Origin of the sequence: Glaciecola sp. SC05 (assembly GCF_041380235.1) — a bacterium.
In the GTDB taxonomy this organism is placed as follows: Bacteria; Pseudomonadota; Gammaproteobacteria; order Enterobacterales; family Alteromonadaceae; genus Glaciecola.
The window spans coordinates 113,597-137,553 of record NZ_JBGIYY010000003.1 but is presented as its reverse complement, the minus strand read 5'-3'; the positions used below and the strand labels follow the sequence as shown (position 1 = coordinate 137,553).

Below are 23,957 nucleotides of genomic sequence, written 5' to 3'. Positions count from 1 at the left end.
CGCCCATACAAGGACTTTCATGAAAAAAATTACCTGCTTTAAAGCCTATGACATTCGCGGTGAATTACTCGAACAACTTGACGAAAATGTTGCCTATCGAATTGGTCGCGCGTTTGCCTCTTTTTTGGGAGCAAAAACGGTCGTCGTTGGCTCTGACGTTCGCCATACTGCTAGACCATTAAAACTGGCGCTAAGTGCCGGCTTGATTGACGGCGGTGCAAAGGTCTTTGATTTGGGCATGGCCGGCACCGAAGAAATTTATTTTGCGACCAAATTTCTAAAGGTCGACGGTGGAATAGAAGTTACGGCAAGTCACAATCCCATAAATTATAACGGCATGAAACTAGTCAAAGCAGGTTCGGTGCCTATTAGCGGTGACAGCGGCCTAAACGCTATAAAAGACATTGCTGAGTCGTTTGACGAAGCGCTCGTGACTGAACGCTTGAAAAGCTTTGGTGCGCCAGTAACCCCAGAAGCCTTTTTAAAAGGAAGCGCGAGTGTGCTAGATATTCAGTTACTAGAGTCGGGCGCTTATGAACGCACCAGCTGCGTAAACGACTACATTATGCACTTATGCGAATATGTCGATATTGGTAAGTTAAAACCGCTTAAATTAGTAGTGAATGCAGGCAATGGCGCCGCAGGCAATACCATTGATGCTTTGGAGCTGTTGTTTTCTCACCATAATATTCCTATTCAGTTTATCAAAGTGCATCATGATGCGAACGGCGACTTTCCCAATGGTATCCCCAACCCCTTACTTCCTGAAAATCGAGCTGATACAGCCGATGCTGTGATTGCACACAAAGCCGATATGGGAATAGCATGGGACGGTGATTTTGACCGATGTTTTTTGTTTGATGAAAAAGGCGACTTTATTGAAGGCTATTATATTGTTGGGCTTTTAGCTCAGGCGTTCTTAGATAAAGAAAAAGGCGCCAGTATCATTTATGACCCGCGCGTATTCTGGAATACCGAAGACATTGTAAAGAATGCCGGTGGTAAGCCCATAAAGTCTAAAACGGGTCATGCCTTTATTAAAGAGCGCATGCGCAAAGAAGACGCAATATATGGCGGAGAAATGAGCGCGCATCATTACTTTAGGGACTTTGCCTATTGTGACTCAGGCATGATCCCATGGTTGCTGGTAGCAGAGTTATTATCAAAAAGCGGTAAGCCCTTGTCATCTTTGGTTGAAGAACGCATCGGTCTATATCCATCGTCAGGCGAAATTAACTATCGCGTAGAAGACGCGGGTAAAACCATAAAGGCTATTATTGAGCACTTTGAAGCAGATGCTCAAGTGATTGATAAAACCGATGGTATTGGCATGGAGTTTGGAAACTGGCGGTTTAATTTGCGTAAATCAAACACTGAGCCGGTGATAAGGCTAAACGTTGAAACCAAGGGTGATATTGCGTTAATGCAAGAGAAAACAGCGTTCATAGAATCACTTATAACGGCCTAAGCATCGACTGACGAATGCCGAGCGAACCCCTTGCTAACGCTTAACCCATTGAATGGCTAAATTATGATCTATCGTATTTGTTGTGTTTGTTTACTTTGTATATTTGTCTCAGGCTGCCAGACACTGAATTATGACGCGGCAAAAGGCAAGCTTGTGTTAACTAACCTAGAGATCGCCGAGGCTTTTGATTCAACGAGCAAACGGCATGAGGTAATAGTGTCATTTGACTATGCGTTTACCGCAAATTTCACTCAGCCTAGCGTATACTTTTGCACCGTTCAATTTCTTGGTAAGCAAGCAGGGCGCTCATATTCTGGGATGGGCAGAGGACCTGCGCCTTGCCAGTTTACCGAAGATAAGGGCAGTGTTAGTTTTCGGTGGGCAACGCCATTAGACGGCGACAACCGCGACCGCAGGATAATTGAAGATTTGTTGTTGCCGGTTCAGTATTTTGTAGCCGTTCATCAAAAAGTTGGCAAAAACCAGAGTAATATCATTGCATACTCACAGACTTTCCAAAGCACTAAATAGTAAGGCTTAGTGCTAGCTACTAGCTACAGAGATGCTAAAAAGAGGTGGCTAATAACCACTACAGTCGTTAAAAAGACGCGCATAAACGTGTAGGGTATCAGGATGTCTTTTTCTAATGCCAATACGTATTTGTCGTACATTAATATGCCTACGTAGGCTATTGATAGCGCGCTTAACAATATATATCCATCTAGAAATATAAGTGCAGTCCAGCCTACAATACTTGGCAACATCGCTACATAAAGCTGATGATCACTGCGGCGATTTTGCAAGGCGTCCAGCCAGTGTATACCACCAAAAAAAGAAAGAATAATGGCTGAATACTGCACAAAGTACTGGTAGCCCTGAAAATAATATAGTTGCCCCCCTAAAATAAGAATCGGAATGCCGACAAAGGGAAGTAATCCTAAATAGCCCAGTATTTTTGCTGAGTAATGCATTGTGTTAATATTCCTATGTTTTTTTCCAGAGTTTAGATTTCTTATTGTATACTGCAATGACAATGAATATAACACTGGTATCGTATGCAAGTGCCTAATAGCGATAGAAATCTTTTAAGCAGCAAACGTTTTTTACCTCTTTTTGTCACACAATTTTTTACCGCGCTTAACGACAATGTATACAAGCAGGCAGTGTTACTCCTGTTGATTTTTCAAGCGGCATCTGTGGCTGATGGTGCCTTGTACTCGAACTTGGCTGCTGGTCTTTTCATTTTACCATTCTTTCTTTTTTCGGGACTTGCAGGCCAGTTGGCAGAGCGTTCTGAGAAATCAAAATTGATCCGCATCATTAAATTTTGTGAAATACCGATCATGCTGGTAGGAGCGATTTCTATCTATACTCAGCAAATTCCTTTGATGTTGGTCACTGTATTTTTAATGGGTTTACAGAGTACCTTTTTTGGACCGTTGAAATACTCGATATTACCTCAGCACTTAGCCGCTAATGAATTGACAAAAGGCAACGGCTTGGTGGAGTCGGGGACATTTGTGGCGATTTTGCTCGGTACGATTTTTGGGACCTATTACATCACGCAGACACACGGCGAGCTGTTCATTGCCGTGGCCGTTTTGGTTTTGGCAACAATTGGGTATATCAGCAGTCGTTTTATCCCGTTTAGCCCTGCCAACGATCCAAACATTGAGCCGACCTTTAACATCTATCGCTCTACTAAGGATGTGTTTAAAGCAATGTCTGCGCAAACCGAATCAGTGGGTAAATCAGTGATTGGCATTAGCTGGTTTTGGCTAATTGGTGCGGTTATTTTGACAGCATTGCCTAACTATGTGAAGTATGTAATGGGCGGAGATGAGCTCGTTGTAACGGCGTCCCTAGTGGTATTTTCACTCAGTATCGCGATTGGTTCATTGATGTGCGAAAAGCTATCCCGCTCTCGCATTGAATTAGGTATTGTGCCTTTTGGTGCAATATTAATAACTATTTTTATGTACCTGCTAAGTCAAGAGCCGGCCATAGGTGCATACTTGCCTGAGTTTGCTGATATTTCCCAGGAGTCGCCTCTAAGCAACGATGCTTTATTGCCGCTCTCTGAGGTAATGAGCACGGGTGACATGCCATACCATTTCATATGGATGGGATTAATCGGCATCGCTGCAGGTTTTTATACGGTGCCACTGTATGCGCTGATTCAAGGGCGAACAAGCGAAGATAGCCGCTCGCGCGTGATTGCTGCAAATAACGTCTTAAACGCGCTGTTTATGGTAGGCAGTGCAGTATTAGGAATACTTACTCTGTCGGTGTTGGGCTGGGATATTCCTCAATTATTTTTGTTGTTGGCGGGCTTAAACCTACTAATTTCAATCTATATTTACACAAAAGTCCCCGAGTTTTTCTTACGGTTTTTGGTTTATCTTTTGGCGATTTGTTTGTATCGAGTGAAAACACGCGGTGAACAATACATTCCCGAAACCGGTCCTGCGGTGATTGCGGCGAATCATGTAAGTTTTGTTGATTGGATGTTTATATTAGCTGCCTCTCCGCGTCCTATTCGTTTTGTGATTTTTGCGCCAATTTATTATTCACCTTACTTAAATTGGTTATTCCGAATGGCCAAAGCGATTCCGATTGACAGTGAAAAGGCCAACCCTGAAGCATTCAACAAGGCCTTTAATAATATCGCTAAAGCCCTTGATGATGGTGAGTTAGTGGGTATATTCCCAGAAGGTAAGCTGACTTCAGATGGTGAAATCGACATATTTAGACGCGGTATTGAGCGGATAATTGAACGCTCACAGGTGCCCGTAATACCGATGTATTTAGGCGGCTTGTGGGGCAGCATGTTCAGTCGTAAACGCAAACTTAGACTGCCGCGTTTGAAATGGTCTTTAGTCTCGGTAAATGCCGATGAGCCTATTCCTGCAAAAGTCCTCAAAGTGGAACTCTTGCAGCAAAAAGTAGAGCAATTAAGAGACAAGTTTAAAGTGGACTAGCGATAGTCTGCTATTTTATTTATGGGTCAACAAGAGAGTAGGCCCGAACCGAGAATATTGACGATAAAAAAAGCGCCGTAAGAGGCGCTTTATTATTATGACAATATTTTTACTTTTCAATCGCAGAATAAGGACGTTTGCTGTGGCCGGTATAAAGCTGACGAGGACGACCAATTTTCTGTCCTGGTTGGCTCAACATTTCGTGCCAGTGTGATATCCAACCTACTGTTCTTGCTAAAGCAAAGATGCACGTGAACATGTTGGTTGGAATACCAATCGCACTTAATACGATACCTGAGTAAAAATCTACGTTCGGGAACAGTTTCTTCTCGGCGAAGTAAGGGTCGCTTAATGCAATGCGCTCTAGCTCCATGGCGACTTCTAGTAATGGGTTCTTGACTTTGAGTTCGCTCAAGACTTCATGACAGCTCTCACGCATAACAGTAGCGCGTGGGTCATGGTTTTTGTAAACGCGGTGACCAAAACCCATCAAACGGAAGGGGTCGTTTTTGTCTTTGGCACGAGCAATAAACTCTGGTATCCGATCGACAGAACCAATTTCTTCGAGCATATTTAAACATGCTTCATTTGCTCCGCCATGAGCAGGACCCCATAGTGAGGCTACGCCTGCAGCGATGCATGCATATGGGTTTGCGCCTGAAGAGCCAGCAAGACGAACAGTAGACGTCGAGGCATTTTGCTCATGGTCAGCATGCAAGATGAAAATACGATCCATTGCCCGCTCTACGGCTGGGCTTATTTGATAGTCTTCTGCGGGAACTGAAAACATCATGTTTAAAAAGTTGGCTGCGTAGCTCAAATCATTGCGAGGGTAAACAAACGGCTGCCCAACGTTGTATTTGTAGCACATTGATACCAAGGTAGGCATTTTTGCAATTAAACGATGTGCAGAGCGCATTCGCTGCTCTGGGTCAGCAACGTCTAAATCACTGTGATAGAAAGACGACATTGCTCCAACAGTTCCACATAGCATTGCCATGGGGTGTGCGTCGTTTCTAAAGCCATGAAAGAACATATTTAACTGTTCATGCACCATGGTGTGGCGTGTAATGGTTTCTTTAAATTCACTGTATTGTTCAGCAGAAGGCTGGTCACCATTCAGCAGCATGTAACATACTTCTAAATAATCGGAATCTCTTGCTAGATCTTCGATTGAAAATCCGCGATGTAACAATATTCCTTTTGCACCATCTATAAACGTAATCGAAGATTCACAAGAGCCTGTTGCCATAAAGCCTGGGTCGAATGTGAAGTAGCCTTTACCACCTAAAGCACGCACATCAATAACAGGGTGTCCTTCTGTGCCTTCTAAAATCGGTAGTTCTACTTCGATATCACCCGCTTTAAGCGTGGCAAATTTGTCTGACATGAAATACTCTCCTAAGTTGAGGTTTCCGCTTAAACGGAAAAAACGCGCAATTTGTTCACAATGAGCAACAAATTGGTCATATATGTGCGAAAAGTGCCGATATTCTTAACCTAATGATAGCTGAAGTCAATTTAAATGCAGATCTGCTCAATATATATTCTGTATAAATAACATGGATAAAGGTCTATAAAGAAAAGTTTACGACCAAAGTCCTAACAATGAACATTTGATTGCTATTAAGATCGTGGGTTGCTATGCTTCAAACCCACTGAATTTAAAGGGTTATTTTGTAATAACTTTATAAAGACTAATTCACAAGTGGTTAACATTTGTGGGTGTAAATTGAGTGTAAACACACAACCAAAGTTGTATGCCATAAACCGATAAACCTATGGTATCAATACAGAAAACAACAACAGGCGTTTTATTGTGAAAAAACAAAGACCGGTCAATCTAGATTTAACCACAATCAAATTACCCTCCGCAGGTAAAGCTTCAATTTTGCATCGAATAACGGGCGTAGCAATGTTTTTTGCGCTGGTATTCGTTATTTGGGCATGGGCAATTTCAGTAGGTTCTGCTGAAGGCTTTGCCTTGGTCAAAGATGTGATGGGCGGAATACTCGGATACATCGTCACCGTAGGAACATTGTCTGCTCTTACTTTCCATTTTATTGGCGGTATTCGCCATGTGGTCATGGACATGGGCCATTGGGAAGAACTCGACTCAGGTAATACAAGCGCAAACGTTGCCATGGGTCTGTGGATTATAATCACAATCGTATTAGGGGTAGTGTTATGGTAACCAATCAAGCATCAATTAAACGTAACGGTATTCAAGACTACGTAACACTGCGCGCGTCTGCAGCGGTTATCTCAGCGTTCTCGATTTTCATGGTGTATTTCTTTATTGCCACTCCTGTTATCACCTTTGAGATATGGCAAGGTTTATTTGCATCGATTTATATGAAAGCATTCACGCTGGTTACGCTAATTGCAATACTGATGCACGTAAGAATCGGACTTTGGCAAGTGCTAACAGATTATGTCAAACCGCACAGACTCAGAATTGTATTGCAGTTTGTATTAAACTTACTCGCGATCGCCTATGTGGCGATTGGTCTATTCGTATTATGGGGTGTATAAAATGACGTTACCAGTTCATGAATTTGATGCGGTAGTTATCGGTGCAGGCGGCGCCGGAATGCGCGCGGCTTTGCAAATTTCGCAGTCTGGCCGCTCATGTGCATTATTATCAAAAGTCTTTCCAACACGCTCACACACGGTATCTGCGCAGGGCGGTATCACGGTGGCACTGGGCAACTCCCATGAAGATAACTGGGAATGGCATATGTATGACACAGTTAAAGGGTCGGATTATATTGCCGACCAAGAAGCTGCCGAATACATGTGTAAAACTGGCCCCGAGGCGATTATCGAATTAGAAAATATGGGTTTGCCTTTTTCGCGTTTTGAAAATGGTAAGGTGTACCAGCGCCCATTCGGTGGACAATCGAAAAACTTTGGCGGTGAGCAGGCCGCGCGTACTGCAGCTGCCGCAGATAGAACAGGTCATGCACTACTGCATTTGTTGTATCAGCAAAATGTAAAGAATAAAACCAAAGTATTTAGTGAATGGTATGCGCTTGATCTTGTCAAAAATCAGCAGGGTCAAGTTGTTGGCTGCACTGCGATCGATATCGAAACTGGCGAAGTTGTCTACTTCAAGTCTCGCGCAGTCGTGCTTGCAACGGGTGGCGCAGGACGCATTTATGCATCGACCACAAACGCTCACATCAATACCGGCGACGGCATTGGCATGGCGCTTCGTGCTGGTGCGCCAGCGCAAGACATGGAAATGTGGCAGTTCCACCCAACCGGTATTGCCGGTGCGGGTACCCTGGTAACGGAAGGCTGCCGCGGTGAAGGTGGCTACCTACTGAATAAAGACGGCGAGCGCTTTATGGAGCGTTATGCACCAAACGCTAAAGACCTAGCCGGTCGTGACGTTGTTGCACGCTCAATGATGACTGAAATTCGTGAAGGCCGAGGCTGTGAAGGTCCTTGGGGTACTCACATTAAATTAAAACTCGATCATCTTGGTAAAGACGTACTTGAATCACGTTTACCTGGAATTTTGGAGTTATCACGTACTTTTGCTCACGTAGATCCAGTAAAAGAGCCTATTCCTGTAATTCCAACTTGTCATTATATGATGGGCGGTATTCCAACTAATGTAGACGGCCAAGTTATTCAAATTGATCAAGACGGCAACGAGTCACATATTGATGGTTTATTTGCATGTGGCGAGATTGCTTGTGTATCCGTTCATGGTGCTAACCGCCTAGGTGGAAACTCACTGCTTGACCTAGTCGTATTTGGGCGCGCAACAGGATTGCATCTTGGCAAGAGCATTGACGAAATTGATATCAAGTCTGACGCATCAGAGAGTGATATTGACTTAGCAATGGCCAGATTTAATCGCTGGGAAAGCACAGAGAAAGGCAAGGGTGAAGACCCAGTGCAAATTAAGAAAGATATGCAAAAATGTATGCAGCTTAATTTCTCAGTGTTCCGTGAAGGCGAGGCAATGGCCGAAGGTCTCAAAGAGCTTGGTGAAATCCGCGAGCGCTTGAACAATGCTAGGCTTGACGATAAAAGCGCAGATTTCAATACCCAGCGTATTGAATGCTTAGAATTAGACAACCTTATGGAAACCGCTTACAGCACCGCGCTTGCTGCCAATTTCAGAACGGAAAGCCGAGGCGCTCATAGTCGTTTCGATTTCACTGAACGTGATGATGAAAATTGGTTATGTCACTCAATTTATTTGCCTGAGTCAAATTCAATGAGAAAGCGTGACGTAAACATGACACCGAAGCTGAGGGAAGCGTTCCCTCCCAAAGTGCGTTCGTATTAATAGGAGCAGTCGTATGCAACTTAATTTTTCAATTTATCGTTACAACCCAGAAGTGGACGATGCGCCACGCATGGAAGACTATAGCTTAGAAGTGGAAGAAGGTCAGGATATGATGGTTCTGGATGCGCTAATCGCGTTGAAAGAAAAAGACCCAACATTATCTTTCCGTCGTTCATGTCGCGAAGGTGTTTGTGGTTCAGATGGCATGAACATGAACGGCAAAAACGGTCTTGCATGTATCACGCCTTTATCTGCTTTAGGTAAAGGTAAGAAAATTGTGGTTCGCCCATTACCAGGTTTGCCAGTCGTGCGTGATCTTGTAGTTGACATGACTCAGTTTTACACGCAGTACGAGAAAATTAAACCGTTCTTGATTAACGACGGAAAAGACCAACCAGCCCGCGAGCATTTGCAAAGCCCTGAAGACAGAGCAAAGCTAGATGGTCTGTACGAGTGTATATTATGTGCGTGTTGCTCAACATCTTGCCCATCATTTTGGTGGAATCCAGATAAATTTATCGGTCCGGCAGGATTATTGCATGCTTATCGGTTCTTAATCGATACGCGCGACACGGCAACCGATGAAAGACTCAACGATTTAGATGATGCATTTAGTGTTTTTAGATGCCACGGCATTATGAACTGCGTCAGCGTTTGTCCAAAAGGTCTTAATCCAACCAAGGCAATTGGCCAAATAAAATCGATGTTATTACAAAGAGCAGTGTAATTGACGCTAGATTTGGTAACATATCGACATTGAGAAATAGCCGTCCAGCAATGGGTGGCTATTTTTTTACCATTTAGTGATCTTTTTTTCATTTTTACTTACCACTATGGTAGAAGTCGATTTAAAATGAAATTTACATAGAATACAATACGGTTAACAACGAATATCAAGGCTAAACGATGCAAAATAGCGTGATGAAAGCATGGTGGGACTCTTCTCATATGTCTGGCGGCAATGCTGCTTATGTTGAAGAGCTCTACGAAGCGTATCTCGACGATCCTCAAAGCGTACCAGAAAACTGGAAATCTATATTCGACGAATTGCCTACCATAGAAGGCGTCACGGTCGAGACCAAACATTCCTCTATTCGTGAAGATTTCAAGAAAATGGCGAGTTTAGGTCCTGCTGCACGGGCAGGATCTGGCTCAGTTGCAGCATCTGACTCTCCTAGTGATGAGCGTCAAGTAAAAGTGCTCCAACTTATCAACGCCTTTCGGTTTAGAGGCCATCAGCATGCTAACTTAGATCCTCTAGGCCTCTGGCAACAGCCGCGCGTACGCGATTTGGAGCTTTCTCATCACAATCTAAACGACAGTGACTTTGAGACCATGTTCAATCTTGGCTCATATGCCGTTGATGCCGAAAAGATGAAGCTAGGTGATTTATTTAAATCCCTTAACCGTACTTACTGTGGATCGATTGGCTCCGAATATATGCACATTACTGACACCGAGCAAAAGCGTTGGTTGCAGCAACGTATTGAGTCAGTAGAGGCGCGTCCAGTTATTCAGCGTGAAGAGAAGATACAAATTCTGAAAGGCTTAATAGCCGCTGACGGCATGGAGAAATATTTAGGGTCTAAGTTCACAGGTGCCAAGCGCTTTTCATTAGAGGGCGGCGATGCTTTAGTTCCGATGCTAAAAGGTCTCATCACTGAGGCTGGTGCGCAGGGCGCAAAAGAAGTGGTTTTAGGCATGGCTCACCGCGGCCGATTAAACGTGCTTGTAAACGTATTAGGTAAAAACCCTTCAGTATTATTTGATGAATTTGCCGGTAAGCATGACGATACTCTAGGTGCGGGTGATGTTAAGTATCACGCGGGCTTCTCCTCAGATTTCGCAACGCCTGGCGGCAATGTTCATTTAGCGTTAGCGTTTAACCCGTCTCACTTAGAGATTGTTAATCCGGTCGTAATGGGGTCGGTTAGAGCACGTTTAGTGCGTCGTAATTGCAAAGATGGTTCAGCGGTGTTGCCAATTACTATCCATGGTGATTCGGCGATTGCTGGCCAAGGGGTCGTACAAGAAACCTTTAATATGTCGCAGACGCGCGGGTTTTCAGTGGGCGGTACAGTTCGTATCGTAATCAACAACCAAGTAGGCTTCACCACCTCAAAAACTGAAGATACTCGTTCAACACAATATTGTACCGATATTGCAAAAATGGTACAGGCGCCAATTTTCCACGTTAACGCAGATGACCCTGAAGCGGTCATGTTTGTCACTAAACTGGCATTAGATTACCGCAATATGTTCAAACGCGATGTGGTTATTGATTTGGTCTGCTATCGCCGCCACGGACACAATGAAGCAGATGAGCCTAACGCGACTCAACCGCTAATGTATCAAAAAATTAAAAAGCACCCAGTACCTCGTGAGATTTATGCTGACCAACTGATTGCCGAAGGCACGATTGAAAAGCACGAAGTGGAAAGGCTAATGGCAGAATATCGCTCGGCGCTTGATCATGGTGCGTGCGTGGTAGAAGAGTGGCGTCCAATGACAGAGCACTCTGTCGATTGGTCTCCGTATCTTGGTCATGATTGGGATGTAAAATATGATGCGAGCCTAAGTAAAGAGGAAGTTATTAGACTCGGGACGGCGATTACGACTATTCCAGAATCCCATCGCTTGCAGTCACGTGTTAGTAAGTTATACAAAGACCGTACATCGATGATGCAGGGTGAGCGTCTTTTAGACTGGGGGATGGCTGAAAACCTAGCGTATGCTGCTATCCTTAATGACGGCACTAATATACGCATCACCGGTCAAGATTCTGGCAGAGGAACCTTTTTTCATCGCCATGCTGTATTGCATGGTCAAGATGCCGGCGAAGAGTATATGCCACTGCAGCACATCAGTGAAGATCAAGGCAGTATTGAAATATACGATTCCGTATTGTCAGAAGAAGCGGTTATGGCGTTTGAATATGGCTATGCGACGGCAGAGCCTGCTACGATGACAATTTGGGAAGCGCAGTTTGGTGATTTTGCAAATGGCGCCCAAGTAGTTTTTGATCAGTTTTTATCTTCAGGTGAAGCAAAGTGGGGGAGACTATGCGGCTTAACTGTGTTATTACCTCATGGCTATGAAGGGCAAGGGCCGGAACATAGCTCCGCTCGCTTGGAGCGTTTCTTGCAAATGTGTGCAGACCATAATTGGCAAGTATGTGTACCTTCGACGCCAGCACAAGTTTACAACATGTTGCGCAGACAATCCGTGCGTCCTATGCGTCGTCCATTGATTGTTATGTCGCCAAAGTCTTTGTTGCGGCACCCACTAGCAGTTAGCAGTATTGATGAGCTAGCTGACGGCGTATTTCATAGCGTTATCGATGAAATCGATGAGCTCGATACGCAAAAGATCAAACGTGTAGTGATGTGTTCTGGTAAGGTTTATTACGACTTACTCGAACAGCGCCGTAAAAATGAACAAAATGATGTAGCGATTATTCGCATAGAACAGCTGTATCCTTTTCCACAGGTCGAATTGGCGAAAGTGGTAGAGAAGTATAAAGACGTCAATGATTGGATATGGTGTCAAGAAGAGCCTCAGAATCAGGGCGCATGGTACTGTAGTCAACATCACTTTTTGCAAGCGATACCAAGCGCTGCAAAGTTAAATTATGCAGGTAGAAATGCTTCCGCGTCGCCAGCGGTAGGTTATGTATCTGTTCACAACCAGCAACAAAAAGCGTTGATTGAAGACGCACTTACAATTAAATAAGGAACCCCAATGGCACATGAGATAAAAGTTCCAGTTCTTCCGGAGTCAGTTGCCGATGCAACTATCGCTACCTGGCACGTGAAAGCTGGTGATAAGGTAACTCGTGACCAAAATTTGGTAGATATTGAGACTGATAAAGTCGTTCTTGAAGTCGTAGCGCCCGCTGATGGTGTTATGTCAGAGATTAACGCTGAAGAAGGCGCTACCGTTTTAGGTGAGCAAGTCATTGGGTTATTAGAAGCCGGTGAAGTTGCAGGAGCGTCTCCAAGCGCAGCTAAACCCGCTGAGTCATCAAGTGCTGGTAGTGCTGGCGGTGCAGAGTCAGAAATTAAGGTACCGGTGCTACCTGAGTCAGTAGCTGATGCCACAATTGCAACTTGGCATGTTCAACCTGGTGAACAGGTTCAGCGAGACCAAAACCTTGTTGATATCGAAACCGATAAGGTTGTCCTTGAAGTTGTTGCGCCAGCCGATGGTTCGATTAAAGAAATCATCGCAGCTGAAGGCGAAACTGTAACGGCTGAGGCGGTTATTGCTACCTTCGTTGAAGGCGCATCTTCAGGCGCTAAACCGGCAGCAAAAGAAGAAAGTGTTGATGAGGCAGATACAGATGCACTTTCTCCTTCAGTACGCAGACTTCTAGGTGAAAAAGACATTGACCCTAGCCAAGTTAAAGGCACAGGTAAAGGCGGTCGTATTACTAAAGAAGACGTAGAAAAACATTTGAAGGCCGCTCCTGCGCCAAGTTCTAAGGCACCGGCAGCATCTGCTGAACCAAGTGTTGTATTAACTGAGCGTACCGAAAAACGCGTACCAATGACTCGCTTGCGTAAAACAATCGCGAAGCGTTTGTTAGAGGCGAAAAACTCTACTGCGATGCTTACCACGTTCAACGAAGTTAACATGAAACCTATCATGGATTTGCGTAAACAGTACCAAGAGAGCTTTGAAAAACGTCATGGTATTCGTTTAGGGTTTATGTCTTTTTATGTAAAAGCGGTTACCGAGGCTTTAAAACGCTTCCCAGAAGTTAACGCCTCGCTTGACGGTGACGACATTTGTTACCACAACTATTTTGATATCTCGATTGCGGTATCCACGCCACGTGGCTTAGTTACACCTATCCTTCGTGATTGTGACGCTCTGGGCATGGCTGGCGTTGAAAAAGGCATTAAAGAGTTGGCACTTAAAGGCCGCGATGGCAAGCTATCTATGGATGATTTGCAAGGCGGTAACTTTACAATTACTAACGGCGGTGTGTTTGGTTCGCTGATGTCTACCCCTATTATTAACCCACCACAGAGCGCTATCTTGGGTATGCATAAGATTCAAGACCGTCCTATGGCAGTTGACGGTAAGGTAGAGATATTGCCGATGATGTATCTTGCACTTTCTTATGACCATCGCATTATCGACGGCAAAGAGTCTGTTGGTTTCTTGGTAACGGTCAAAGAAATGCTTGAAGATCCAACGCGTTTGCTACTAGACGTTTGAGACTTTGGTCTGAAATGAAAACCTTAGATGATACATCATGTATCATCTGCAATTACGCAGGATTCATGATAGGATCCTGCGCTGTTTAATCGAGTCGCCCAGTGCGGCTTATCACTCAACAAAATCGGATAAATCACCATGAATTTGCATGAATATCAGGGTAAACAGCTATTCAAAGAATACGGCCTTCCCGTTTCTGTCGGATACGCTGCTGATACTCCTCAAGCTGCAGTTGAAGCAGCAGACCGCATTGGCGGTAACGAGTGGGTAGTAAAGTGTCAGGTACACGCTGGCGGCCGCGGTAAAGCGGGCGGCGTAAAACTTGTTAAAAACAAAGACGAAATAAAAGCCTTTGCTGAGAACTGGTTAGGTAAAAACCTTGTCACATACCAAACTGACGAAAATGGTCAACCGGTTACTCGTATACTTGTTGAGTCATTGACGGATATCGCCCAAGAGCTATATTTAGGTGCGGTAGTAGACAGAACATCTCGTCGAATCGTTTTTATGGCTTCTACTGAAGGCGGTGTTGAAATTGAAACCGTTGCAGAAGAAACGCCTGAAAAGATTCTAAAAGCTGAAATCGACCCCTTAGTAGGCGCGCAACCTTATCAAGCACGCGAGATTGCATTCGCATTGGGCTTAACAGGTGTGCAGGTTAAACAATTTACGCAAATCTTTATGGGGTTAGCGAAAATGTTTGAAGACCTAGACTTAGCGCTTATAGAAATCAACCCATTAGTTGTTAAAGCCGATGGTGATTTGCACTGTTTAGACGCTAAATTGGGCGTAGATAGCAACGCATTATACCGCCAGCCCAAAGTACGCGAAATGCATGACCCTTCACAAGAAGACGCTCGCGAGGCAGATGCTGCCAAGTGGGAACTAAACTATGTCGCATTAGACGGAAACGTTGGCTGTATGGTAAACGGTGCGGGTCTTGCGATGGGTACCATGGATATCGTTAACCTTCACGGCGGCAGCCCCGCAAACTTCTTAGATGTAGGCGGCGGTGCGACTAAAGAGCGCGTAGCCGAAGCATTTAAAATCATTTTGTCTGACGATAATGTTAAAGCGGTATTAGTTAACATCTTTGGCGGCATTGTGCGTTGTGACATGATCGCTGAAGGCATCATTGGTGCAGTAAAAGAAGTTGGCGTTAAAGTACCGGTAGTCGTTCGTTTAGAGGGTACTAACGCGGAACTGGGTCGTGAAGTACTGCTTAACTCAGGTTTAGATATCATAGCAGCCGCGTCGCTGACAGATGCAGCGCAGAAAGTTGTTGCAGCAGCGGAGGGTAAATAATGTCGGTTTTAATTAATAAAGATACTAAAGTGATTTGCCAAGGTTTTACGGGTGGACAAGGCACTTTCCATTCTGAGCAAGCAATTGCTTATGGTACTAAAATGGTAGGTGGCGTGACGCCTGGCAAAGGCGGCTCCACACATTTAGGATTGCCTGTATTTAATACGGTAAAAGATGCAGTAGCGGCGACAGGCGCAACGGCAACAGTTATCTATGTGCCTGCAGCATTCTGTAAAGATTCAATTGTGGAAGCAGCCGATGCTGGTATCGAACTGATTGTTTGTATTACCGAAGGTATTCCTACGATCGATATGCTTTACGTTAAAGAATATGTCACGCTCAAAGGTGTGCGTATGATTGGACCTAACTGTCCAGGCATCATCACTCCTGACGAATGTAAAATTGGTATTATGCCGGGCCATATTCATAAGAAGGGTAAAGTCGGGATCGTTTCTCGTTCAGGCACCCTGACTTATGAAGCGGTTAAGCAAACCACAGATGAAGGCTTTGGCCAGTCTACTTGTGTAGGCATCGGTGGTGACCCAATTCCAGGTTCAAACTTTATTGATATCTTAGGAATGTTTGAAAAAGATCCTGAGACTGAAGCTATCGTTATGATTGGCGAAATTGGCGGAACTGCAGAAGAAGAAGCTGCTGAGTTCATCAAAGCGAATGTAACGAAACCTGTTGTATCTTACATTGCAGGTGTAACTGCTCCTGCTGGTAAGCGTATGGGCCATGCTGGCGCAATTATCGCTGGCGGTAAAGGTACTGCTGATGAGAAGTTTAAGGCCTTAGAAGCGGCTGGTGTAAAAACCGTTCGCTCACTTGCTGATATTGGCAAAGGGCTTCGTGAAATTACCGGTTGGTAAGCTTCATATCTAACTAAAAAATCCGCGTTTATCGCGGATTTTTTTTGCTATTCTTTCTGATCTATAGCGTGCTCTATTGCGCTTAATAGATACTTTGGTTGATCACTTCCTAGCCTTATACAACTGCCGCTTTTAAGTTCGATATGCACCGCATGTAAACCCGATACATTGTAGAGCCAGCCAGAGCCCAACATACGAATGCCAAATCCATTCAAAACACTGTTTTTGACGCATGTTGCGCTTTCAATTTCGCTCAGCGCAAGTGTTTTTTTCCAAAACCCAAAGCTAAAGTGCCAAATTATTGAATCTTGAGAGACGTCAATAGTCATAGTGCTAAACAGTATCGTCGCGACCACGACGGGAAGCGCAGAGATCCCAATAGCAATTAGCAATATATCGTCATCCAAATTAACACTATCAATCGCTAAGCCAACAATGGTGAATAGAAAACTTACTATCAGAAAAAACACAATGAGAATGGTATATCCGACTTGCCGGTGTTTGTAGCCGGTAAATTCAGCGTCTTTGTAAAATAAGCTTTGTGCTTCTACCTCAAAAACTGCTGCAATGGCGCGAATCGATTCGTAAGATGCATTTCCCGATTTTTCAAGTCTCTGTATGGTTCTTAAGCCTAAACCTGATGCGCTGGCGAGTTGTTCTTGGCTCCATAGCCTTTCCTTTCTTAACTGTTTAATCACGTTTGACTTAATTTTCATATCTTCCCTATATGCATTTTTGATCAGACAAGCAATTCAGCATTTATGTTACATGCATTCTATCAACTGATACCGCCATCACGCCGATAAATCAAGATGATACTAGCGCCATCTTTACGCCACTAAACTACATCCCGCTGTTTTTATTAACAAAAATATTTTTTAATTTTATTGCGATGTCGTCAATTCTGAACTTTAGATATGACAATTTTATTCCAAGGCCTCATATATTCGACATAGGTTGTATAGCCAGCACATAGACACAGTGGTACCGTAATTGTTAAAGCCTGATAAATCATAAAAGAATGCAGTAAAGCGATTTTATATAATGTTAGGATGAAGCCGCTTACAAAAAATAACAGGAGCGATACTTTGGCTATACCAACTAGTTTTCAAGCCTTAGTGGTTGAACAGACTGCTGAGAAGATATTTACTAAGAGCATTCAAGAGCGTAAGGTCACTGATCTGCCAGATAATGAAGTGCTGATCAAAGTTCACTATTCCTCTTTGAATTTCAAAGACGCGATGTCTGCTAGCGGAAATAAACGGATTACTCAAAACTTCCCGCATACCCCTGGAATTGATGCTGCCGGTACTGTGCTAAGTGATAAGTCGGGTACGTTTAAAGCAGGTCAAGAAGTACTGGTGTTTGGTTATGACTTAGGAATGAATACACCAGGAGGCTTGGGGCAGGTGATTTGTATTCCTGCAAATTGGGCTGTGGTTTGTCCACCAAGCTTGTCGCTAAAAGAAGCCATGATTTATGGTACAGGGGGTTTGACTGCTGCGCTGTGCATTCAAAAAATAGAAAAAATGGGTGCCAAGCCCAGTGATGGGCCAGTTGCGGTAACAGGCGCTACCGGCGGCGTTGGCAGTATGAGTGTGGCCTTGCTGAAAAAGCTTGGATATGAGGTAGTGGCGTACTCGGGTAAGCCTGAAAAAAGTGAACACCTAAAGGCCTTAGGGGCAAGCGAAGTACTGCATCGCGATGACATTAATAAAGTGCAAGACAAACCCGTCGGTAGGGAACTTTGGGCAAATGCTATTGATACCCTAGGCGGTGATTATTTAGCAAATATATTGAAACAACTTAAAGCAGGGGGAGCAGTTGCATCATGCGGTTTAGCCTCTTCTCCTAATTTGTCATTGACAGTCATTCCATTTATTACGCGAGGCGTGTCGCTTTTGGGTGTTGATTCTGTGTATATCCCATTAGCAGATAAACAACACATTTGGCAACGCGTAGCCACCGATATGAAGCTTGACAATCTTAGGCAATATTTTGAAGAGATCACGCTAGCGCAAACACCTGATTACCTTGACCGTTTCTTTCAAAGTCAGGTTGTAGGACGCTACGTGGTTAACATGCAAAGTTAAACGCTCAGCAAAATCATCAGGATACAGCATGTAAAATAGCAATAAAAAAGGACACGGATATTTTGACCGTGCCCTTATTTTTTTGTCTGATTAATACATTTTCACATGCCGGCGCGTTGCGACTTTACACCATTACATCATTCCACCATTCCACCATTGCACTTATGCATTAGGGCAGGAGTGAACTAGCCTCAACTATGGGCTGCACATCAGCTCCATAATCGAACACTACCGCTAGCACCAAGACTACCGCTGCCGCTAGCATTAACTTCAAGATCAGCGGAAAACAAAACTTAAACCATAAATGATAAGGCACACCGGCCATGCCGATAATGCCCATTAATACCGCATTTGTCGGAATGATCATGTTTGAAAAACCATCCCCAAATTGATACGCGAGTACGGCTATTTGGCGGTTAACCCCAATAATGTCACCAACAGGTGCCATTAATGGCATTGTGACATAGGCCTGGCCGCTGCCTGAGGGAATAAACAAGTTGAGAAAGGTCTGCATCACAAACATCCCCACTGCCGCTAGTTCTGCACCTAGGTGAGAAAGCGGCGAAGACATGGCGTGCACTAGCGTATGTAAAATTTGACCATCTTCCATGATAAGAGCGATACCGCGCGCAATACCTATAAGGATAGCGGTGGTGGCCAGATCTTTTACCCCCTCAATGAAGCGGTCGGCCGCAGTATCAGCGCTTAACTTTCCGATAACGGCAGTAAACATCCCCCAAAATATAAATACCGCACCAAGCTCATACAAATACCAGCCGCGTTGCGAAATACCCCAAACTGCCGTCACAATTGAAGCGACTAGGCCAAAAAGAATCAGCTGATGACGGATATTTAAGCTTGGGTAATCAGTATTATCTACGCCCTCTAATGGGCATGGAAGCCCGGCGGTGTAAGACTTTGATGGGTCCTGTTGAACCATCTTTGCATAGCGCCAGACGTGATGAAAACCAATCAGTACGAAGGGTAAAATAATCGCTAGGCGCAGTTCAATACCTGAATATAATGGGAGTCCTGCGACTTGTTGCGCAACCATCACCGTAAAGGGGTTAAAGGCAGAAACACCGTATCCTACGCCGTAACCAACCACAACCATACCCACTGCAGTCATTGCATCAAGCTTCATTGCTTTGCATAGCCCAACTAAAATGAGAACGAAGGGAATATATTCACCGGCGGTACCAATCGCGCCAGAGGCAAGCGCAAAACAGAATATAACCATGAAGATGAGTAGTTCAGGTTTGTGTCCAAAGCGATCTAACAAGCGTCCAATTAAGGCATCGATAGTGCCTGTCGCTCTTGCAATTGACAGTACGCCACCGACTATAAAGACAAAGAATATAATGTCTTGTGCGGCGGCAAATGCGCGAGGGATGGCGACTAAAAAGTCCATGGGAGTGAGGCGGATTTGTGCCTCTGCGACTGCGTAGGTGCCAGCAACAACGGCATCTCTGCCATTATCTAATGTTACCGTTTGAAAAAAGCCTTGTGGAACCAACCAAGTGGCAATATAGGCAATTAACATCATGCCAAGTAATAAAATCAGGGTATGGGGAATTTTAAATCTTTCGGCCATTAACATAAGCTCTTAATTAATTATGCCGTAACCATAAACTGTAAGGCTTACATAGGCAATAGTTTCTGAGTAAGCCTTTAAACAACAATTATCATAGCTTAAGAAAGCAGTATTTTTAGGCCAATAAGCCAAAGCATAATGCCTCCTAGCAATTCTGCCTTAGCGTTAAGCCACTGGCCTCCTGTATTGCCAACAAAAACGGCAATTGCGCTTAGTACAAACGTGGTAAGCGCAATGAGCAGACATGACATCCAAATACTGAGTTCAAAAATAGTTAAACTGACACCGGCCGCCATGGCGTCTATGCTCGTTGCTATAGCGAGTACAAACAGCAGTTTATGCGAAATTGTATCATGGCTTACTTCGTCTTTATTTTCCATTGCGTCGTAAATCATTTTACTGCCAATTACAGCCAGCAAAAAGAAAGCTACCCAAGCGGATATGCCTTCAAATGCGCTAAACAGTGCGAGGCCTCCCCAATAACCAAGCAGCGGCATAGCGCCTTGAAAAATCCCAAAATAAAGGCCTGCGAGCAAGGCCAATTTCCATTGTGCCGTGCGATGCTTGCTGCCAAGCCCTAATGAAACTGCAAAAGCGTCCATACTCAGGGCAATGGCTAATAGCAAGACTTCAATCATGTGTGGCTAGTTGCGCGAATAGACAAGATTACCGGCTTTAAAGGTTTGCACGACCTGCACGTCTTTAATGCTGTCTATTGGTATGTCGATAGGGTTCGCATCTAGAATCACCAAATCGGCCAGCTTGCCAACCTCAAGACTGCCTTTGCGGTCCTCCTCAAAATGTTGATAGGCACTCCATATAGTAATGGCCTGCAGAGCTTCATATGGGGTAAGTTTTTCTTGTTCGCCAATAACTTTGCCAGAACGAGAGGTGCGGCTAACAGCGGTCCAGACGACCCGCATTAAATTTGGCAGTGCAACTGGGGCATCTGTATGTAACGTTATATTCAAACCTTTATTTAACGCAGTTCTTACCGGACTTATTTTTTGGGCGAGTTCGGCGCCAATAATTTCAGAGTGCCAATCGCCCCAGTAAAAAGTATGCAGTGGGAATAAAGACGTAATCACATCAAGAGATTTGAATGCATCAAGCTGATCTTCTCTAATATATTGACCATGAATTAATACAAAGCGGCGGTCGTCATTACCATACTTTTCTTGAAGTGTACCCAATGCTCTGATCATTTGGTCCATCGCAGCATCGCCATTGGCATGGGTGAGTATCTGCCAATTATTCACAAATGCTTTTTCGTAAATGTCGATGACATCTTGATCGTTAGGAATGGAGGGGTAGCCTAAGTAACCCTCGTCCGCACCATCTGGTGGCAGTAGATAAGGCATCGTGCGCCAAGCAGTTCGCCCTTGTGGTGAGCCGTCTAGAGTGATTTTCATACCGCCGATCTTGTAGCCATTGATATACTCTTTGCTGTTCCACTTGGAATCCATATATTGGTCGACAAACAAGTAATCAATATAGCTCACCACATCAAGTTTCAGCCTGTTTTGCTCTGCCATATTGGCTAAAAATTCATGATTGCTCATCGCGCGGCCTTCATGCGCCGTCGTGTAACCGAAAGACAGTGCCATCTCTTGACCTGCCTCAAAAAATTGCAAAAAAGAAGCTTCATTTGTCGGGCTAATTGCCTTGAGCATGTGTTGAATAGCCGCCAATTCTTCTAATACGCCGTTAGGCTCTAAGCTATCTGGTTCTCTGCGGATGATGCCTCCCTCTGGATTTGGCGTATCAGCGTCTATACCAAGCAGTTCTAAACCTTTGGAATTGACTACCGCAAAGTGCCCCGAGATGTGCGTGATCATCACAGGAAACTCAGTAGTCACCTGATCGAGATCGTGCTTGGTTAAAAATCGTTTTTCTGTAATTACGCTATCGTCAAAACCAGTGCCAAAAATCCACCCGGTGAGCTCTCTGTTAGCGGGTGTATTCCATTCTTGTAATAAAGAAATAATGGTTGCAACATCTTTTGCTCCAGCGTCGGGTGGGGGCAATAATTGCACGCCAATTGCCTGTGCCCCAAAGTTGGCAAAATGCGCATGGCCATCAATAAAACCCGGCATTAAGGTGCGACCCTCTAAGTCTATGGATGAAAAATCCATACCCGCCTGGCTTAGAGCATCGGCTTTTGAGCCGATAAAATCAATTTTGTCGTTCTTTACAACGATGGCTTCGGCATAGTTGGCTTGATCTCCCACCATGGTGAGAATTGGACCGCCAAAAAACACCGTTGTATTAAGCTCGGTCTGATTTATTGAGGGTTCAGGCTCTGGTGCTTGCGTACATGACGCAATAAAAATGCTTATGCAAATACCAGCGAAAGATTTTTTCATTTTATTTACCTTCCATTTTAAGATGTCACTGTCAATATTGAAGTCGATTAATACATCGCCCTCAGTTTTTGTTTAAATACTTTACCGCTGTCTTCACGGGGTAGAGATTCGTGTATATGGAGTTGTTTTGGATACTTGTATCGCGAGAGCTTGCCGTTTAAATATAAATGTAGCTCAGCCAGACTTAACGTAAGCCCTTGCTGACAAGTGACGGCGGCAACGACTTTTTCACCGTACTCGGCATCAGGTATGCCAAACACTGCGCAATCTTCGATTTGCTCCATTTGAATCATAATCGCCTCTATCTCAGCTGGGAATATATTTGCGCCGCCGGATATGATCATGTCTTTTTTACGATCGTTTATATACAGGTAGCCCTCTGAATCAAGATAACCCACGTCTCCAACGGTAGTGTGCCCTAGATAGCGTTGCTCGACTTGTGCCACGTCTGTATTTGAATAAACAAAGTCGCCAAACATAGGCAAATAGACATAAATGGTGCCCGATTCTCCGGTGGGCAACTCATTAAGCTCGTCGTCTACTATCTTTACCGAGCCGCCGGGTAAAACTTTGCCCACTGAGCCTGGCTTTTCAAGTGCTTCTTGTGAAGAAATGAGCGTCATAAATCCAATTTCACTGGCCCCATACGACTCATAAAAGATTGGACCGAACCAGTCAATCATTGCGTGTTTAACGTCAGATGGCCATGCTGATCCAGATGAAATACCGAATTTTAGCGAAGATACATCATACTTTGCTTTGCTCTCATCAGGCAACTTTAACAGTCTAATCATCATGGTTGGCACAATATATACATGAGTGATTTTATAGCGTTCAATATCCGCTAAAAATTGTTCAGCAACAAACTTTGGCTCTATATAAACATCAACATCCTGCGCCGCTAAACAACATAAGGAAAGGGTGTTTGGCGCGCTGTGATAAAGCGGAGCCGCAATGTAATATCGGTCGCCACTATTTAGCTTCAATAAACTACGCGCTAAGCCTTCATAAACAGGGTAAAGGTCGGGCTGGTTCTGATTGACTTGACGACGAATTCCTTTTGGTTTGCCGGTGCTGCCCGAGGTATAAGCGAGTAAGCCTCTAAATGGCTTGGTCTCGGTAGTCAAGGGCTGAACTGCTTGTATAAGAGTGTAAAGATCCTCGCATTTCGTATTTACAAAAGTCATATCTGCTTTTACTAGGCCGTAACTAGCATAAATATTTGAAGGTGTAGGGTAGGAGAGTGTTGTGATTGATTGCAATATCGTATCGGCAGAGCCATCTGAAAACGCGCTATCAAAGAGGTCTTCATGGCTGATCAATATCTTCGCGCCAGAGTCTTCGAGTATATAACTGAGTTCCGCTCCAGTCGCATGCCAATTTAAAGGTAAGAACGAAGCTTCTAAATATCTGCATGCCTCAATCACTTCAAATAGTGTGACATCATTTCGCATTAGGATTGCTACTGTGCTGCCGGCTTGTATGCCTTTTGCAAGCATAACTGCGGCGATTCGTTTAGCATTAATTCTGTATTCGTCTAATCCGTAACTGCTCTTATTAAACACTAGTTTAGGCATTTCGGCTGATTCTCAAGAATTAATAGAGGTAAAAGGTTAGCATAGATAGCATCCTGTATCTAAGCAATAGTGAATTGCCGAAAGGGCGGATAAATGGAATGTTAGAAGCAGTATTTAGAAATAAAAAAAAGCGCTAAAGAGCGCTTTTTTAAATATTGTGCTAAAT

General features: G+C 44.2%; 19 protein-coding genes. 12 read left to right on the top strand and 7 right to left on the bottom strand.

Annotated features, from left to right (window positions below; all coding sequences use genetic code 11):
- The first annotated feature begins 19 nt into the window (after positions 1 to 19).
- Together AB9H30_RS03875 and AB9H30_RS03870 are read left to right on the top strand one after the other, a co-directional pair.
- Positions 20 to 1,468, top strand: coding sequence for a phosphomannomutase CpsG (locus tag AB9H30_RS03875; RefSeq protein WP_371193331.1), 1,449 nt, complete (start codon positions 20 to 22; stop codon positions 1,466 to 1,468).
- 153 nt (positions 1,469 to 1,621) lie between these two features.
- Positions 1,622 to 1,999 (top strand): hypothetical protein, encoded by a 378-nt coding sequence (locus tag AB9H30_RS03870; RefSeq protein ID WP_371193330.1) that lies wholly within the window; start codon positions 1,622 to 1,624, stop codon positions 1,997 to 1,999.
- 23 nt (positions 2,000 to 2,022) lie between these two features.
- Here AB9H30_RS03870 and AB9H30_RS03865 read toward each other — a convergent pair whose 3' ends face one another.
- The gene (locus AB9H30_RS03865; protein WP_371193329.1) at positions 2,023 to 2,439 is read right to left on the bottom strand and encodes a DUF3429 domain-containing protein; all 417 of its coding nucleotides are present in this window, start codon (positions 2,437 to 2,439) and stop codon (positions 2,023 to 2,025) included.
- Between the two features lie 84 nt (positions 2,440 to 2,523).
- Here AB9H30_RS03865 and AB9H30_RS03860 point away from each other — a divergent pair, with 84 nt between their 5' ends.
- The gene (locus AB9H30_RS03860) at positions 2,524 to 4,449 is read left to right on the top strand and encodes an MFS transporter (protein ID WP_371193328.1); all 1,926 of its coding nucleotides are present in this window, start codon (positions 2,524 to 2,526) and stop codon (positions 4,447 to 4,449) included.
- A gap of 109 nt (positions 4,450 to 4,558) precedes the next feature.
- Here AB9H30_RS03860 and gltA read toward each other — a convergent pair whose 3' ends face one another.
- Positions 4,559 to 5,839: a citrate synthase gene (gltA, locus tag AB9H30_RS03855; protein WP_371193327.1), complete on the bottom strand. Its 1,281-nt coding sequence runs from the start codon at positions 5,837 to 5,839 to the stop codon at positions 4,559 to 4,561.
- A gap of 429 nt (positions 5,840 to 6,268) precedes the next feature.
- Between gltA and sdhC the strand changes: the two genes are divergently transcribed.
- From sdhC to sucD, 8 genes are all read left to right on the top strand, one after another.
- A complete protein-coding gene (gene sdhC / locus AB9H30_RS03850) occupies positions 6,269 to 6,643 on the top strand; it encodes a succinate dehydrogenase, cytochrome b556 subunit (protein ID WP_371193326.1) in 375 nt (124 codons plus the stop codon).
- Positions 6,637 to 6,984, top strand: coding sequence for a succinate dehydrogenase, hydrophobic membrane anchor protein (gene sdhD / locus AB9H30_RS03845; RefSeq protein WP_371193325.1), 348 nt, complete (start codon positions 6,637 to 6,639; stop codon positions 6,982 to 6,984). The genes sdhC and sdhD overlap by 7 nt, the downstream gene beginning before the upstream one ends.
- A gap of 1 nt (position 6,985) precedes the next feature.
- Positions 6,986 to 8,758, top strand: a complete 1,773-nt coding sequence (gene sdhA, locus AB9H30_RS03840) for a succinate dehydrogenase flavoprotein subunit (protein ID WP_371193324.1) — start codon at positions 6,986 to 6,988, stop codon at positions 8,756 to 8,758.
- 13 nt (positions 8,759 to 8,771) lie between these two features.
- Complete coding sequence (locus AB9H30_RS03835) at positions 8,772 to 9,485, top strand: succinate dehydrogenase iron-sulfur subunit (protein ID WP_371193323.1); 714 nt, start codon at positions 8,772 to 8,774, stop codon at positions 9,483 to 9,485.
- Positions 9,486 to 9,664: 179 nt separating this feature from the next.
- Positions 9,665 to 12,490 (top strand): 2-oxoglutarate dehydrogenase E1 component, encoded by a 2,826-nt coding sequence (sucA, locus tag AB9H30_RS03830; protein WP_371193322.1) that lies wholly within the window; start codon positions 9,665 to 9,667, stop codon positions 12,488 to 12,490.
- 9 nt (positions 12,491 to 12,499) lie between these two features.
- Entirely contained in the window at positions 12,500 to 13,984 is a 1,485-nt protein-coding gene (gene odhB / locus AB9H30_RS03825) for a 2-oxoglutarate dehydrogenase complex dihydrolipoyllysine-residue succinyltransferase (RefSeq protein WP_371193321.1), read from the top strand.
- Positions 13,985 to 14,122: 138 nt separating this feature from the next.
- Entirely contained in the window at positions 14,123 to 15,289 is a 1,167-nt protein-coding gene (sucC, locus tag AB9H30_RS03820) for an ADP-forming succinate--CoA ligase subunit beta (protein ID WP_371193320.1), read from the top strand.
- Positions 15,289 to 16,161: a succinate--CoA ligase subunit alpha gene (gene sucD / locus AB9H30_RS03815; protein ID WP_371193319.1), complete on the top strand. Its 873-nt coding sequence runs from the start codon at positions 15,289 to 15,291 to the stop codon at positions 16,159 to 16,161. Before sucC ends, sucD begins: the two co-directional genes overlap by 1 nt.
- Before the next feature lie 47 nt (positions 16,162 to 16,208).
- Here the strand turns inward: sucD and AB9H30_RS03810 are convergent, their stop codons facing one another.
- Positions 16,209 to 16,877, bottom strand: coding sequence for a helix-turn-helix transcriptional regulator (locus tag AB9H30_RS03810; protein ID WP_371193318.1), 669 nt, complete (start codon positions 16,875 to 16,877; stop codon positions 16,209 to 16,211).
- 336 nt (positions 16,878 to 17,213) lie between these two features.
- On the opposite strand from AB9H30_RS03810, the gene AB9H30_RS03805 reads away from it, so the two are divergent.
- Positions 17,214 to 18,254, top strand: a complete 1,041-nt coding sequence (locus AB9H30_RS03805; protein ID WP_371193317.1) for a YhdH/YhfP family quinone oxidoreductase — start codon at positions 17,214 to 17,216, stop codon at positions 18,252 to 18,254.
- Positions 18,255 to 18,423: 169 nt separating this feature from the next.
- Here AB9H30_RS03805 and AB9H30_RS03800 read toward each other — a convergent pair whose 3' ends face one another.
- The 4 genes from AB9H30_RS03800 to AB9H30_RS03785 form a co-directional block, all read right to left on the bottom strand.
- A complete protein-coding gene (locus AB9H30_RS03800; RefSeq protein WP_371193316.1) occupies positions 18,424 to 19,848 on the bottom strand; it encodes a YfcC family protein in 1,425 nt (474 codons plus the stop codon).
- 98 nt (positions 19,849 to 19,946) lie between these two features.
- Positions 19,947 to 20,486 carry a manganese efflux pump MntP family protein gene (locus tag AB9H30_RS03795; protein ID WP_371193315.1) on the bottom strand — a complete coding sequence of 180 codons (540 nt, stop codon included), beginning with the start codon at positions 20,484 to 20,486 and terminating at the stop codon, positions 19,947 to 19,949.
- A gap of 6 nt (positions 20,487 to 20,492) precedes the next feature.
- Positions 20,493 to 22,214 (bottom strand): amidohydrolase, encoded by a 1,722-nt coding sequence (locus AB9H30_RS03790; protein WP_371193314.1) that lies wholly within the window; start codon positions 22,212 to 22,214, stop codon positions 20,493 to 20,495.
- A gap of 47 nt (positions 22,215 to 22,261) precedes the next feature.
- On the bottom strand, positions 22,262 to 23,791 hold the full coding sequence (locus AB9H30_RS03785; RefSeq protein WP_371193313.1) for an AMP-binding protein: 1,530 nt from the start codon (positions 23,789 to 23,791) through the stop codon (positions 22,262 to 22,264).
- Positions 23,792 to 23,957 lie beyond the last annotated feature (166 nt).

Coding starts and splice junctions, on each gene's coding strand:
- AB9H30_RS03790 (WP_371193314.1), bottom strand. CDS start 22,214: ATGAAAAAATCTTTCGCTGGTATTTGCATAAGCATTTTTATTGCGTCA.
- sucC (WP_371193320.1), top strand. CDS start 14,123: ATGAATTTGCATGAATATCAGGGTAAACAGCTATTCAAAGAATACGGC.
- sucD (WP_371193319.1), top strand. CDS start 15,289: ATGTCGGTTTTAATTAATAAAGATACTAAAGTGATTTGCCAAGGTTTT.
- AB9H30_RS03860 (WP_371193328.1), top strand. CDS start 2,524: ATGCAAGTGCCTAATAGCGATAGAAATCTTTTAAGCAGCAAACGTTTT.
- sdhA (WP_371193324.1), top strand. CDS start 6,986: ATGACGTTACCAGTTCATGAATTTGATGCGGTAGTTATCGGTGCAGGC.
- sucA (WP_371193322.1), top strand. CDS start 9,665: ATGCAAAATAGCGTGATGAAAGCATGGTGGGACTCTTCTCATATGTCT.
- odhB (WP_371193321.1), top strand. CDS start 12,500: ATGGCACATGAGATAAAAGTTCCAGTTCTTCCGGAGTCAGTTGCCGAT.
- AB9H30_RS03805 (WP_371193317.1), top strand. CDS start 17,214: ATGAAGCCGCTTACAAAAAATAACAGGAGCGATACTTTGGCTATACCA.
- AB9H30_RS03810 (WP_371193318.1), bottom strand. CDS start 16,877: ATGAAAATTAAGTCAAACGTGATTAAACAGTTAAGAAAGGAAAGGCTA.
- AB9H30_RS03835 (WP_371193323.1), top strand. CDS start 8,772: ATGCAACTTAATTTTTCAATTTATCGTTACAACCCAGAAGTGGACGAT.
- AB9H30_RS03800 (WP_371193316.1), bottom strand. CDS start 19,848: ATGGCCGAAAGATTTAAAATTCCCCATACCCTGATTTTATTACTTGGC.
- gltA (WP_371193327.1), bottom strand. CDS start 5,839: ATGTCAGACAAATTTGCCACGCTTAAAGCGGGTGATATCGAAGTAGAA.
- AB9H30_RS03795 (WP_371193315.1), bottom strand. CDS start 20,486: ATGATTGAAGTCTTGCTATTAGCCATTGCCCTGAGTATGGACGCTTTT.
- sdhD (WP_371193325.1), top strand. CDS start 6,637: ATGGTAACCAATCAAGCATCAATTAAACGTAACGGTATTCAAGACTAC.
- AB9H30_RS03785 (WP_371193313.1), bottom strand. CDS start 23,791: ATGCCTAAACTAGTGTTTAATAAGAGCAGTTACGGATTAGACGAATAC.
- AB9H30_RS03865 (WP_371193329.1), bottom strand. CDS start 2,439: ATGCATTACTCAGCAAAAATACTGGGCTATTTAGGATTACTTCCCTTT.
- AB9H30_RS03875 (WP_371193331.1), top strand. CDS start 20: ATGAAAAAAATTACCTGCTTTAAAGCCTATGACATTCGCGGTGAATTA.